Annotated in this window: 12 protein-coding genes; 5 read left to right on the forward strand and 7 right to left on the reverse strand. The window is 70.4% G+C overall.

Features of this window, described 5'->3' with window-relative positions:
- Window positions 1-52 precede the first annotated feature (52 nt).
- From KXC43_RS26370 to KXC43_RS26380, 3 genes are read left to right on the forward strand one after another with little or no spacing between them, the layout of a single operon-like run.
- Window positions 53-517 carry a 2Fe-2S iron-sulfur cluster-binding protein gene (locus KXC43_RS26370; protein WP_221378839.1) on the forward strand — a complete coding sequence of 155 codons (465 nt, stop codon included), beginning with the start codon at window positions 53-55 and terminating at the stop codon, window positions 515-517.
- Window positions 514-1,476: an FAD binding domain-containing protein gene (locus tag KXC43_RS52415; protein WP_221378840.1), complete on the forward strand. Its 963-nt coding sequence runs from the start codon at window positions 514-516 to the stop codon at window positions 1,474-1,476. The genes KXC43_RS26370 and KXC43_RS52415 overlap by 4 nt, the downstream gene beginning before the upstream one ends.
- Window positions 1,473-3,542, forward strand: coding sequence for a xanthine dehydrogenase family protein molybdopterin-binding subunit (locus KXC43_RS26380; protein WP_221378841.1), 2,070 nt, complete (start codon window positions 1,473-1,475; stop codon window positions 3,540-3,542). The genes KXC43_RS52415 and KXC43_RS26380 overlap by 4 nt, the downstream gene beginning before the upstream one ends.
- A gap of 3 nt (window positions 3,543-3,545) precedes the next feature.
- Here KXC43_RS26380 and KXC43_RS26385 read toward each other — a convergent pair whose 3' ends face one another.
- Window positions 3,546-4,124 carry a TetR/AcrR family transcriptional regulator gene (locus KXC43_RS26385; RefSeq protein WP_221378842.1) on the reverse strand — a complete coding sequence of 193 codons (579 nt, stop codon included), beginning with the start codon at window positions 4,122-4,124 and terminating at the stop codon, window positions 3,546-3,548.
- A gap of 94 nt (window positions 4,125-4,218) precedes the next feature.
- Here KXC43_RS26385 and KXC43_RS26390 point away from each other — a divergent pair, with 94 nt between their 5' ends.
- A complete protein-coding gene (locus KXC43_RS26390) occupies window positions 4,219-5,262 on the forward strand; it encodes an NAD(P)-dependent alcohol dehydrogenase (protein WP_221378843.1) in 1,044 nt (347 codons plus the stop codon).
- 158 nt (window positions 5,263-5,420) lie between these two features.
- Here KXC43_RS26390 and KXC43_RS26395 read toward each other — a convergent pair whose 3' ends face one another.
- Both KXC43_RS26395 and KXC43_RS26400 read right to left on the reverse strand, forming a co-directional pair.
- Window positions 5,421-6,161, reverse strand: coding sequence for an SDR family NAD(P)-dependent oxidoreductase (locus tag KXC43_RS26395; RefSeq protein WP_221378844.1), 741 nt, complete (start codon window positions 6,159-6,161; stop codon window positions 5,421-5,423).
- A gap of 67 nt (window positions 6,162-6,228) precedes the next feature.
- A complete protein-coding gene (locus KXC43_RS26400; protein ID WP_221378845.1) occupies window positions 6,229-6,573 on the reverse strand; it encodes a histone-like nucleoid-structuring protein Lsr2 in 345 nt (114 codons plus the stop codon).
- A 268-nt stretch (window positions 6,574-6,841) separates the two neighbouring features.
- On the opposite strand from KXC43_RS26400, the gene KXC43_RS26405 reads away from it, so the two are divergent.
- A complete protein-coding gene (locus KXC43_RS26405; protein WP_221378846.1) occupies window positions 6,842-7,981 on the forward strand; it encodes a glycoside hydrolase family 12 protein in 1,140 nt (379 codons plus the stop codon).
- 477 nt (window positions 7,982-8,458) lie between these two features.
- Here the strand turns inward: KXC43_RS26405 and KXC43_RS26410 are convergent, their stop codons facing one another.
- The 4 genes from KXC43_RS26410 to KXC43_RS26425 form a co-directional block, all read right to left on the reverse strand.
- On the reverse strand, window positions 8,459-9,481 hold the full coding sequence (locus KXC43_RS26410) for a GNAT family N-acetyltransferase (protein WP_221378847.1): 1,023 nt from the start codon (window positions 9,479-9,481) through the stop codon (window positions 8,459-8,461).
- A gap of 341 nt (window positions 9,482-9,822) precedes the next feature.
- Window positions 9,823-10,326, reverse strand: coding sequence for a pyridoxamine 5'-phosphate oxidase family protein (locus tag KXC43_RS26415; protein ID WP_221378848.1), 504 nt, complete (start codon window positions 10,324-10,326; stop codon window positions 9,823-9,825).
- Between the two features lie 75 nt (window positions 10,327-10,401).
- Complete coding sequence (locus KXC43_RS26420; protein WP_221378849.1) at window positions 10,402-12,042, reverse strand: GMC oxidoreductase; 1,641 nt, start codon at window positions 12,040-12,042, stop codon at window positions 10,402-10,404.
- A gap of 110 nt (window positions 12,043-12,152) precedes the next feature.
- Window positions 12,153-13,163, reverse strand: a complete 1,011-nt coding sequence (locus KXC43_RS26425; RefSeq protein ID WP_221378955.1) for a zinc-dependent alcohol dehydrogenase — start codon at window positions 13,161-13,163, stop codon at window positions 12,153-12,155.
- Between the last annotated feature and the right edge of the window lie 16 nt (window positions 13,164-13,179).

The raw sequence follows: 13,179 nt of genomic DNA on the forward strand, positions 1-13,179 counted from the left end.
CGCTACCCGGGGCCGGGCGGTTGAATCACTTCGGGCCGGGTACGAGCCCGCCATGGACCTCGTCGTCAACGGAACCCGGCGCAGCGTCGAGCTGGACCCGCGCACCACCCTGCTCGACGCGTTGCGCGAGCACCTCGGCCTGACCGGCGCCAAGAAGGGTTGCGACCACGGGCAGTGCGGCGCGTGCACGGTGCTGCTCGACGGGCGCCGGGTGAACAGCTGCCTCATCCTCGCGATCACCCTGCAGGACTCCTCCGTGACGACGATCGAGGGCGTCGATCACCCGGTGCAGGACAAGTTCCTCGAGCACGACGGCTTCCAATGCGGCTACTGCACACCGGGGCAGATCTGTTCGGCGGTCGGGATGCTCGACGAAGTCTCGAAGGGCTGGCCCAGCGCGGTCGGCGACGCGGAGTTGACCGACGCCGAGATCCGGGAGCGGATGAGCGGCAACCTCTGCCGCTGCGGCGCCTACCCGAACATGATCCCGGCGATCCGTGAGGCGGCTGCCCGGTGAAGACCTTCACCTACCGTACGGCCACCGACGTCGCCCACGGTCTCGAGCCGGGCGCCACGTTCCTGGCCGGCGGAACCAATCTGGTCGACCTCATGAAACTCGGCGTGGCCACCCCCGACGTGCTGGTCGACGTGACCCGCCTCGGGCTGGACGAGGTCGCCGACCTGCCCGGTGGCGGGCTGCGGATCGGCGCCGGTGTGCGCAACAGCGACCTCGCCGCCGACTCCCGGGTGCGCCGCGACTGGCCGGTGCTCAGCCAGGCCCTGCTGGCCGGCGCGTCGGGCCAGTTGCGCAACATGGCCACCACCGCCGGCAACCTTCTGCAGCGCACCCGCTGCCGCTATTTCATGGACGCCACGATGCCGTGCAACAAGCACGAGCCCGGCTCCGGCTGCCCGGCCCGCGAGGGCGACCACCGCAACCTGGCCATCCTCGGCGCCTCCGAGGCGTGCGTCGCCACCCACCCGTCCGACATGGCCGTCGCGCTGGCCGCGCTGGACGCCGTCGTGCAGATCAGCGGCCCGGCCGGGGAGCGGACCGTGCCGGTCACCGAGCTGCACCGGCTGCCCGGCGACACCCCGGAGCGCGACACCGTCCTCGAGCACGGCGAGCTGATCACCGCGGTGGATCTGCCGCCGCTGGGCTTCGCCGCCCGGTCCGCCTATCGCAAGGTGCGCGACCGGGCCTCGTACGCCTTCGCAGTGGGCTCCGTCGCCGCCGCGATCCAGGTCGACGCGGGCGCCGTGACCGATGTACGCCTCGCGTTCGGCGCCGTGGCGCACAAGCCCTGGCGGGCGTACACGGCCGAAGAAGCCCTGCGCGGCCGGCCCGCCACGCGGGAGTCGTTCCTGGACGCGGCCGACGCCGAACTGACCGCCGCCCGCCCACTGCGCGACAACGCCTTCAAAGTCGCCCTAACCCGCAACCTCGTCGTCTCAGTGCTGGAGGGTCTGTCATGACGACCACCGCCGAACGGGCCGTCGGGCAGCCGATCGGCCGCGTCGAGGGGCCGGACAAGGTGCGCGGCGCCGCCCGTTACGCCGCCGAGTACCCGGTGGGCGACGATCTCGCGTACGCCTGGGTGGCGCAGTCGCCCGTCGCCCGCGGCACTCTGACCGATGTGACCGTCGACCCGCTGGTCGAGGCGGACGATGTGCTCGCCGTGCTCTGGCACGGCAACGCGCCCCGCCTGGCCGAGGCTGACGACCCTGAACTCGCGGTGTTCCAGTCCGATCGGATCAGCTATCGCGGCCAGGCGCTGGCGCTGGTGGTCGCCCGCACGCTCGAAGCGGCCCGCCGGGCCGCGGCCACGCTGCAGCTCGACATCGAACAGGAGCCGCACGACAGCGTCCTGCGGACCGACCACCCGGAGCTCTACACGCCCGAGAAGGTCAACCCGAACTTCCCCAGTGACACGGCGTCGGGCGATGTCGAAGCCGCGCTGGCCGGGGCGCCGGTCACGGTCGACGTCACCTATCGCACCCCGCCCCTGCACAACAGCCCGATGGAACCGCACGCGACCACCGCGTTGTGGGCGGACGACGACCTGGTCCTCTACGACTCCAACCAGCACCCGCCGGGGGTGGCGGCCTCGATCGGCGGGCTTTTCGGCCTTCCCGCCGATCGCGTTCACGTCATCACCGAACACGTGGGCGGTGGCTTCGGGTCCAAGGGCACGGCCCGGCCCAACGCGGTGCTGGCGGCGATGGCGGCCAAGGTCACCGGCCGTCCGGTACGGCTGGCATTGCCTCGCCAGGCCCTGTTCAGCATGGTCGGGCACCGCACGCCGACGATCCAGCGGGTGCGCCTGGCCGCCACCGCCGACGGTCACCTGACCGCGATTGATCATGATGTGGTCGAACAGTCGTCGCGGCTGTTCGAATTCGCGGAGCAGACCGCGGTGTCGACCCGGCACATGTACGCGGCAGCCAACCGCCGCACCGGCCATCGGCTGGTCCGCCTCGACATGCCGACGCCGCGATGGATGCGCGCGCCCGGTGAGGCGCCGGGCATGGTGGCGCTCGAGTGCGCGATGGACGAACTGGCGGTGGTCCTCGATCTCGACCCGATCGAGCTACGCGTGCGCAACGAGCCCTCGGTCGAGCCGGAGTCGGGAACGCCGTTCAGCAGCCGGCACTACGTCGAATGCCTCCGCCGGGGCGCCGAGCGGTTCGGGTGGCACGACCGCGACCCCCGCCCCAAGCAGCGGCGCGAGGGCGACTGGTGGATCGGCACGGGTGTGGCCGGGGCGACCTATCCCACCATGGCCCAGCCGTCGACGGCGCGGGTGCGGCGGCTCTCGGGCGACTCCTACGAGGTGTCGATCGCGGCGACCGATCTGGGGACGGGCGCCCGAACCATCCTCACGCAGATCGCGGCGGACGCGCTGGAGGTGCCCGTCTCGCAGGTTCGGATGCGCATCGGTGACAGCACGCTGCCTCGTGCTTCCGTGGCCGGCGGCTCGTCGGGCAGCGCGTCATGGGGCTGGGCCGTCACGGGAGCCTGCCGTTCGCTCCGGGAATCCGGCCGCGAGGAGGCGACCTTCGATTCCAGTGAGCTGATCAAGCAGCAGGAGAAGGACGGCAAGCACGCCTTCGGCGCCCACTTCGCCGAGGTACGTGTCGACGCCATGACCGGCGAGGTGCGGGTCTCACGCCTGTTCGGCATGTACGCGGCCGGCCGCATCCTGAACCCCCGCACGGCTCGCAGCCAGTTCCTGGGCGGCATGATCATGGGGATGGGCATGGCTCTGCACGAGGAGTCGGTGCTCGACCCGGCCCAGGGCACCTGGGTCAACCACGACCTGGCCGAGTATCACATCCCGGTCCACGCCGACATCGAGTCGATCGAGGCCGAGTGGCTCGACGAGCAGGACGACCAGCTCAACCCGATGGGCAGCAAGGGCATCGGCGAGATCGGCATCGTCGGCTCGCCGGCCGCCATCCTGAACGCGATCTGGCACGCGACGGGTGTGCGCGTCCGCGACCTGCCGGCCCGTCTCGACAAGATCCTCCCGCACCTCTGACGGCTACGGCGCTGTTGCACGCTCGACGCTCTCGCGCAGCAGAGCGCGGCGGCGTTCGTGGTCGGCGGCGGGCTCCTCGGGCGTGGCGGCGTAGAAGCTGCTGGCCGGGGACCAGGCGAACGCCATGGCCAGCACCAGAGCGAAGATCTCGGACGGCTCGCCCGCCCGGACCCGCCCGGCTGCCTGGGCGGCGGCGATGGCCCGGAACTTGGGCTCGTCGCCGGATCCGGGCGTCAACCGGCCCGCGGGGTGTCGCTCGAGGCGCAGCCAGGTCGCCAGGCGGACCAGCTCGGGGTGGCGCAGCGTTTCGTCGTACATCGCGACGGCGAAGCCCGCCATGTCGGCCGGGTCGAACGTGATGGCGTTCGTGAGCCGGTCGGCCCGGTCGGCCACGACGGCGTCGAACAGGCCGTCCTTGCTGCCGAAATAGCCGTACACCTGGGCCTTGTTGGTCTGCGCGGCGGCGGTGATGCGGTCGATGCGGGCGCCCGCGATGCCACGCTCGGCGAATTCCACGGCGGCCGCGTCGAGGATGCGCCGGCTGGTGGCGGCGCCGCGCGCGGTGGTCGGTTGGGGTGGCATGACCGCAGCTTAACAAACAGACGAGTTGGTTTGCTTTTCCGGGCCGACCGGCTTACGGTCGGAAACAGACCGAATAGTTTGTCTGGGAGGAACCATGCGCACCACGACCGGATGGCAGATCACCGGCAGCACGACCACGCTCCAGCGGGCCACGATCGAGCGGCGCGACCTGCGCGACGACGACCTCGCCGTGCGCGTCGACTACTGCGGGGTCTGCCACAGCGACCTGCACGCGATTCACGGCTTGATCGGCAAGGCCACCGACGGCCTCGTCCCCGGCCACGAGTTCACCGGCACCGTCACCGCCGCCGGCCCGGCCGTGAACGGCTTCGCCGTGGGTGACCGGGTCGCCGTCGGGACGATCGTCGACTCGTGCGGCGAGTGCCCCATGTGCCAGGTCGGACAGGAAAACTTCTGCTACCAGGGCGCGACCGTCACCTACGGCGGCACCGACCGTGTCGACGGCACGGTGACCAAGGGTGGCTACAGCCGCGAATACGTGCTGCGCGAGAAGTTCGCCTACCGCCTGCACGACGGCCTCGACCCGGCGGCTGCCGCGCCGCTGATGTGCGCCGGCATCACCATGTGGGAGCCGCTGCGCGCGGCGGGCATCGGGGCGGGCAGCCGGGTCGCCGTGGCCGGCCTCGGCGGGCTCGGCCACCTCGGGGTCAAGCTGGCGGTCGCTCTGGGGGCGGAGGTCACGGTTCTCAGCCGTACGCCGGACAAGGCGGCCGACGCGCGGGCGCTCGGAGCGTCCGGGCTGATCGTCACCACCGACGACGAGCAGCTGAAGCAGGCGTTCGGCCGGTTCGACCTGATCCTCGACACGATCTCCGGACCGCACGACGTCGCGTCGCTGCTGGGCCTGCTCACCCTGGACGGCACACTGAGCGTGCTCGGCTACCCGCGCGAGATCCCGCTGAACATCATGAACCTGACCTTCGGCCGCAAGAGCCTCAGTTCCTCCGGTACGGGCGGAACCAGGCACACGGCCGAGCTGCTGACCTTCTGCGCCGAGCGCGGCATCACCGCCGACATCGAGCTGCTGCCCTCATCGCGGGTCGAGGAGGCGCTGACCCGCCTCGGGAAGGGCGACGTCCGCTACCGCTTCGTGCTCGACCTCTCCGACCTGGGCTGAGACACGTCCCGCCGCCCCGCCAAGATCGTCGCCCACACCGGAGCCCACCCTCCACTGGGGGAGCCCCCGCTGGCCATTATCGCGGAATTTCGCGCGATTCGGTGGTCTGCCGGCACCTGCCTGTGGACAGTCCGCAACTGTGGACAGCGGCGGGACGACTAGAGCCTTCCCTTCAGCTCAGATTTGCCTGCTGCCTTGCCGGCGTAGATGCGGTCTGCGAGGGCGGGGAACAGATGGGCGGCGACGATGGCGGCCCGGTACTTCACGGGGACGACGATGCGGCGGCGGGGGCGGCGCAGGGCCTTCTCGACTGCTGCGGCGACGATCTCGGGGCCGGGCAGGTTGCTGCGGTGTTTGTTGCCGGCAGTGGCGATGTAGCCGGGCTCGACGAGGGTGACGCCGATTCCGGTCCCGGCCAGCTCCCGGCGTACGGAATCGGTCATGCCCCGCAGGGCGAACTTGGTCGCCGAATAGGTGCCGCTGATGCCGACCTCGCCGGCCACCGAGCCGATGTTGACGATGGCGCCCGCCTGCTGGGCTCGCATGATCGGCACGACGGCGCGCATCAGGCGGATGGGGGCCAGCAGGTTGACCCGCACCATGCCCTCGACCGCCTCGTCGTCGGCCAGGATCGACGCCGCGCCGCCGATGCCCGCGTTGTTGACGAGACCGTCGATGCGGCCCGTGACCGCTTTCGCCCGTTCCACGAGATTGGCGATAGCGGCCGGATCGCGTACGTCGGTGGGGACCACAACGGCGCCGGGCAATTGCGCGGCGAGTGCTTCGAGTTTGTCGGCGCGGCGCGCGGCGAGCACCACCGTCGTGCCGTTGCGGGCGAGCCGTTCCGCGGTGCTGCGACCGATTCCGCTCGACGCGCCTGTCACGATGACGACCGGCATGCTTTCTCCCCATCCACGAAAGCGGCGCCGCCGGGGATCGACGACGCCGCTCATTCTTGCCGATGAACTATCGCTTGCTGTGGTACGCCTCCACGATGTGGCTCGGGATGCGGCCGCGCTCCGAGACCTCGTAGCCGTTCTTGTTCGCCCACTCACGAATCGCCTGGTTCTGGTCGCGGCTGGCGCGCCCGGTGCTCGCCGGCGCCGCACGGCGGGTCGGCGACGCGACAGGGGTGCGGCCCACCCGCGTGGCCGCATTCAGAAACGGGTCGAGCGCCTTGCGCAGCTTGCCGGCGTTCTTCTCGGAGAGGTCGATCGTGTAGTTCACACCGTCGAGTCCGAACTCGACGGTGCGGTCCGCCTCGCCGCCGTCGAGGTCGTCGGTCAGAAGGGTTATTACCTGCTTGGCCATGGTGTGCCCCGCTCCTACAGCGATGTCATTTGAACCACGACAATGCTCATGCGCGCTTCGCCGTGAATGTCGATACGGTTGCATTCTGTCTCGCGACAGTTCTCAGTGCAAATTGCCCCCTTCCGCATGTCGCAATTCTGCCCGGTGTTACACCCCGTCGAGGTGGGCCGGCGACGCCTCTTTTCATGCTCGTGAATGTCCTGTAACGTGACGTGGGAGCGCTCCCACCGTGCCCGTCCCCACGGGATCCCCTCTCTAGGAGCTCCGAATGAGACGTCTTCTCCGCGCCGCACTGGCCGCCGGACTGCTGGCGACCGCCGCCCTCACCACACTGGCCACCGCCGGCCCGGCCTCGGCCGACGTCGAGATCTGTGAGCAGTACGGCCAGACCACGATCGGCGGCCGCTACATCGTGATGAACAACCGCTGGGGCACCACGGCCCAGCAGTGCATCGACGTCACGGGCACCGGCTTCTCGATCACCAGCCAGCAGGGCGTCGGCAACACGAGCGGCGCCCCGGTCTCGTACCCGGCGGTCTATTTCGGCTGCCACTACACCCGGTGCTCGCCCGGCACCAACCTGCCCATCCGGGTCGGCGACATCTCCTCCGCCACCAGCAGCGTCAGCTACCAGTACGTCTCCGGGGCGACCTACAACGCGTCGTTCGACATCTGGCTCGACCCGTCGCCGCGCACCGACGGCGTCAACGCGCAAGAGATCATGATCTGGTTCAACCGCCAGGGCTCGATCCAGCCGATCGGCTCGGTGGTCGGCAATGCAACGATCGGCGGGCGCACCTGGGAGGTGTGGCGGGGCAGCAACGGCTCCAACGCAGTGATTTCGTACGTCGCGCCGTCCCCGATCACGAGCTGGAGCTTCAGCGTCCTCGACTTCATCCGCGACACGCAGAATCGCGGAGCGATCACCAGTAGTTGGTATTTGACAAGTATTCAGGCCGGATTCGAGCCGTGGGTCGGCGGCGCCGGTCTCGCCGTGACCAATTTCTCGGCAGCGGTCAACGGCGGCGGAGGCAACCCGTCGACGCCCCCGCCGACAACGCCTCCGCCGACAACTCCGCCCCCGGCGGCCGGCGGTTGCCGCATCACCTACGCCACCAACACGTGGAATACCGGCTACACCGCCAATGTGACCGTGGCGAATACCGGATCGACGGCCCTGAACGGCTGGGCGCTCGGCTTCACACTGCCCGCAGGCCAGACCATCACGAGTTCCTGGAACGCGGCATTGACCGGTTCGAGTGGAGCGGTCACGGCCCGCAACATCTCCTGGAACGGCGCCGTCCCACCCAACGGCAGCACATCGTTCGGTTTCCAGGCCACCCACACAGGCAACTCCGCAGCACCAACGGCGTTCACCCTGAACGGTTCCGCCTGCACCACCGCCTGACGCCCACAGTCACCCCGAACCCGAGCCGCCTCGTCGCCGATTCTCCGGTGCCGGGGCGGTTCGTCCATTCCAGAAGTTGATCTCCATGATTGCCTCCCGCGTTCTCTGAGCCCATTGCTCACGGCGCGAGTTCCGAGGCCGCCGTGAGCTCGAGTCACCATGAGGTCGGGCCACCCTGGGGTAGCGCCGCGTTGGTTCGAGCCACTTTGTGGTCGAGCCGCCTTCAGTTCGAGCCACCTTCGGGTCGAGCTGGCATGAGTTCGAGCCACCTTCGGGTCGAGCTGGCATGAGTTCGAGCCACCTTCGGGTCGAGCTGACACGAGTTCGAGCCACCTTTGAGTCGAGCTGGCATGAGTTGGAGCCGGCATGAGGTCGAGCCGGCATCAGACCGAGCCCGGCGTAGGTCGTCAGGCGGTGGCGGTTTCTGAGGCAGGTGCGGGGTCCCAAGGCCGGTCCGCGTTTCGAGTCGGCGGGTCTTCAGGCCGGCCCGGTTCGGAGGCGAATGCTGAGTTGCACGCCCATCTCCCGGAATCCCAGCGCCCGGGCCACCCGGCGGGAGGCATCCGGCCGAGCCCGCCACTGCGGAAGAAGTCCCACCAGCAAGGCGTCAGCAACGGCCGCCGACGCGACAACCCGCGCGAGTCCCAGGCCGCGGTACTCCGACACCGTAAGCACGCTGAGGTGCGCGGTGCCCTGCGGCCAGACCTCGTATCCGGCAGCGGCCACGATCTCGCCCGCCGAGCGAACCACGAACGCCGCCGACGTGATCTCGTCGAGCCCCGCCTCACCAGCGTCTTCGGCACTGGCCCGCCCAACCAGCGACGCCAACTCGGTCCTGTCGACCTGCTCAACCCTGCCGAACCCAGCGGTTCCGCCGACAGCGGTCCCGCTGGATGCCGCCGTCGTGTTGGTCCCGGCCGCCGTGTCAGACAGGGCCGCCGTGTCAGACAGGGCCGTCGTGTCGGACCGGGCCGTCGTGTCGGGCGAAGCCGTCGGGTCAGAGACAGTCGTTCTGTCGGACGGCGCCGTCGTGTCGGGCGGAACCGTCCTGTTGAACCTGGCCGTCCTGTTGGACCTGGCCGTCCTGTCCGACCCGACCGTCGTCTCGGGCGGAGTCGTCCCGCTGAACGGAGCCGTCCTGTGGTGCGCCCACATCCGCGGCGCCTCTCTCGGCTGGAAGCCTTCCGCGTTGCAGTAGGCGAGTGTCGCCGGTCCGAGCATGTCATCGACCGGCAGCCGGTCCCGTACGAAACCCGGTTCCGTCACGTCCGCCGCAGCTCGACCGCCAAGTTCCCGCCGCACGATCTCCGCGCCACTCTCATCCGACGCGGTAGCGATCACTCCGCCCGCCAGCGCAACGATGCCCACCCATCCCGGCGGGCAAAGGCGGGACGAGGGCGACACAGCGACGTCAACGCCATCCGCCCTGAACTCAACAGGCGCCCCGGCCAACTCAGCCCAGAGCCGCCGCGCGTGGTTCAGCAGCAAGTCGTCGATCACGGTCGCATCATGGCAACCGCGACCGGGCTGCACCATCGAGATTCGCCCTCGTCTAGCCCGCCGGCCATTCAATGATCGCCTCAACGGACAGCGACCTGGCTGCTCCGTGCGTCGGGTGGTGCGTGCGGGCAGCGACTTGGCTGCTCCGTGCGGCACGGTGGCGCGTGCGGCCAGCGACGTGTCTACGCCATGCGGCAGGGGTGGTGCGTGCGGGCAGCGACCTGGCTGCGCCGTGCGGCAGGGTGGTGCGTGTGGACAGCGAGTGCGCCCCAAGGCCAGGCAACGATCAGCCGGCCGCGTCGTCGTGTCCGTTCCATCGCCAGGCGTGCCCTGTCGCGGGTCTACAGCACTCGGGCGCGATGGTCCTTGCTGATGTTGTGGAGGGTGCAGGCGCGCCGCGGCTCGCCCGGGCACAGCACCCACAATTCGGTGGCGGCGGCCTGATAGAGCCGCCAGGGCGAATCGCCGGTCAGTTCCTCGCGCGCGAACACCCTGCCCCCGCGCCCCGCCGGCCCCGGATAGTGCGCCAACCGGTCGTCGAGCTCATCGGACGGCACTGCACGCCCCTCACCCACGGCGTACACAGCCTGCCCGTGATAGGCGGGCACGGTGGAGTCGAAGACGGTCAGGGCGACGGCCGGGCGCTCCGCGAGGTTGCGCGAGTGCTCGGTGTCGAGTGCGGACACCCAGAGAAACTCCCACTCCCCGGCCCACGAGAAGTAGACCGGTGTGATCCATGGCTGTCCGCCGCCCGACACCGTTGCCAGCGTCAGATAGTGGTTGGCGTTCAAGAGTTCCCGCGCGTGCCCGAGCAGCTCAGGGTTCGGCTCATCGGGTGTCACCATGCCGCCAGCCTATGGCCGAGCCGGCACTCGTGCGACCCGGTGCTCGCGCGCGGGCGGCGACGAAAGGAAGCGGGGTCAAGCCGGTCCGAACCGTAAGGCTGCGGGGGCGTGGGCCGGGACGGCAGGGGAGTGCGGAGCGGTCGGCGTGAGGCGGCGATAGCGCTGGCCGGGAGCGGGACGCTGGTCGGGTTCGCCCTTGTTGGGCCACAGCGCGACCGCCCGCTCGGCCAGCGCCGTGATGGTCAGGGACGGGTTGACGCCCAGGTTGGCGGGGACCGCGGAGCCGTCGATCACGTGCAGGCCCTCGTAGCCGAAGACGCGGTGGTAGGGGTCGATCACGCCGGCTGACGGGCTGGCGCCGATGGTGGCGCCCCCGAGGATGTGGGCCGTCATCGGCACGTTGAAGACGTCGCCAACTCCCCCGCCGGGGAAGCCGCCGATGTGGGTGGCGATGCGCCGGACGGCGTCGTGGCCGACGGGGATCCAGCTCGGGTTCGGCGCGCCGTGCCCGGGGCTGGTGGTCAGGCGGCCGCGCCGGGTGCGGCTTACTGTCAGCGAGTTGTCGGCCGTCTGCATGACCAGCACGATGATCGTGCGTTCGCTCCAGCGCCGCACCGACAAGGAGCGGGCCAGCACGTACGGATGACGCAGGGCCGAACCGAGGAAGCGCACCGGCCGCGGCACCCGCCCGCCGCCGTCGACCAGCACCGTCGAGAGCAGACCCATCGCGTTGCTGCCGGGGCCGTACCGCACCGGCTCGATGTGTGTGGTCTCGTCGGGGTGGAAGGACGACGTGATCGCCACACCCTGCGAATACGGCTGCTTCGGCACCGACGTCGTCTGCGCGCCGAGCAGCGCCTCCGAGTTCGTGCGGGTCAGCGCGCCCAGCCGCGGCGACAGGGCGGGCAGCACCCCGGTGTCCCGCATCGTGTGCAGCAACCGCTGGGTGCCGAGCGCCCCCGCCGCCAGAATCACCTCGCGCGCCGTGAAGTCGCCGCCCGACGACGAGACGACCCAGCCCGACGGGCCGGGCCGCAACGACGAGACCTCGGTGGACGGGTGCACGACCGCCCCGGCCCGCTCGGCCAGGTGCAGGTAGTTGACGTCGAGGGTGTTCTTGGCGCCGATCTTGCAGCCGATCATGCAGTTTCCGCACTCGGTGCAGCCCGTCCGGGCCGGGCCGGCGCCACCGAAGAACGGATCGGGCACCGTGCGGCCGGCCTCGCCGAAGAACACCCCCACCGGCGTACGCCGGAAGCTCGCGCCCGCCCCCATCTCGTCGGCGACCTGGCGGATCACCAGGTCGGACGGGGTCAGCGTGGGCTGCTCGGTCACGCCGAGCATGCGCGACGCCTGGTCGTAGAACGGCGTCAGCTCCTCGGCCCAGTCGGTGATGCCGGCCCAGTGGCGGTCGGCGAAGAACGTCGCGGGCGGGCGGTAGAGCGTGTTCGCATAGACGAGGGAGCCGCCGCCGACCCCGGCTGCCGACAGCACCACCAGGTCTTTGAGCAGGGTGATGCGCTGGATGCCACGCAGGCCCAGCCGCGGCGCCCACAGGAAGTTGCGCAGGTCCCACGACGTCTTGGGCAGGGTGTCGCGGGTGAAGCGACGGCCCGCCTCGAGCACGCCGACGCGGTAGCCCTTCTCGGCCAGACGGAGCGCGCTCACGCTGCCGCCGAAGCCGCTGCCCACGATCACCACGTCGTAATCCGCCATGGCTCCACCATCGCATTACCGATCGGTAACCGACAGGACTGCCTGTGGACGACGCCGAATTGTGGATAACTCCGGGCTGCCCGTCCGCGCGGCCTAAAGTCGCCTCCAACTCACGCCGAGAGGAGCACCTTGAGATGGCGACCGGAGGCAGCATCCGCGAAGGCAGCGGCGGCATCGGCCAGCGGGTGCACGGCGGTGACCATGGCCGATACGTCCACCTGGCCCGACTCGAGCAGCCGCATGGCCTCGGTGAAGTCGCCGGGCAGGTACGTGGCGCTGCCCTGGATCCGGAGCTGGGCGTCCTGGACCAGCGGCAGCGGGATGCTCACGTCGGCCGGCGGCACACCGACCACGACGACCGTGCCGCCCTTCATCACCAGCGCGAGGGCCTGGTCGGTCGTCGACTGCTCGGCCACGCAGTCGAACACCACGTCGGCGCTCTCGCCCAGCGCCTCCCGCACCAGCGCGACGGCGTCGGGTGCGGTCGCGTCGACCGCGGCGTCGGCCCCGAACGCCAGCGCCCGTTCGCGGGAGGCGGCCGACCGGGCGGTCATGACGATGCGCTTGGCGCCGTAGGCCCGCGCGACCTGTGCCATCAGAATCCCGATGGTGCCGGCGCCCAGAATGGCCACGGCCTTGTCCCGTACGCCCTCAGCCAGCCCGATGGCGTGCACCGGCGTCCCCAACGGCTCGATGAAGGCGGCCGTCGCCCAGTCGAGCGCGTCCGGGATGACGTGCAGCCGCCGTTGGTCGACCGTGAACAGCTCGGCCATGCCGCCCTGGTCGTGGGCGCAGCCGAAGAACCGCAGCCGCTCACAGATGTTCTGCCGCCCGGCGAGGCACTGCTTGCACTCCCAGCAGGGCAGGAAGGGCTCGAGCGTGACGCGCTGCCCGACCACGGCCGCTGTCACCGCCGGCCCGACCGCCTCGACCGTGCCGCACACCTCGTGCCCCGGCGCGTACGGCAGCTCGATGAACGGATGCAACCCGGCCAGCGCATGCGTGTCCGAGCCGCAGACACCCGCCACCGCCGTCCGCACCAGCACTTCACCCGGCCCCGGCTGCGGCACTTCCGCCGCGACCACCGAAACCCCGCCATCCGAAACGATCACCCGCTGCATGGTCACGCCCCGACCC

It is taken from the genome of Paractinoplanes polyasparticus (genome assembly GCF_019710575.1).
GTDB classification, from domain to species: domain Bacteria; phylum Actinomycetota; class Actinomycetes; order Mycobacteriales; family Micromonosporaceae; genus Actinoplanes; species Actinoplanes polyasparticus.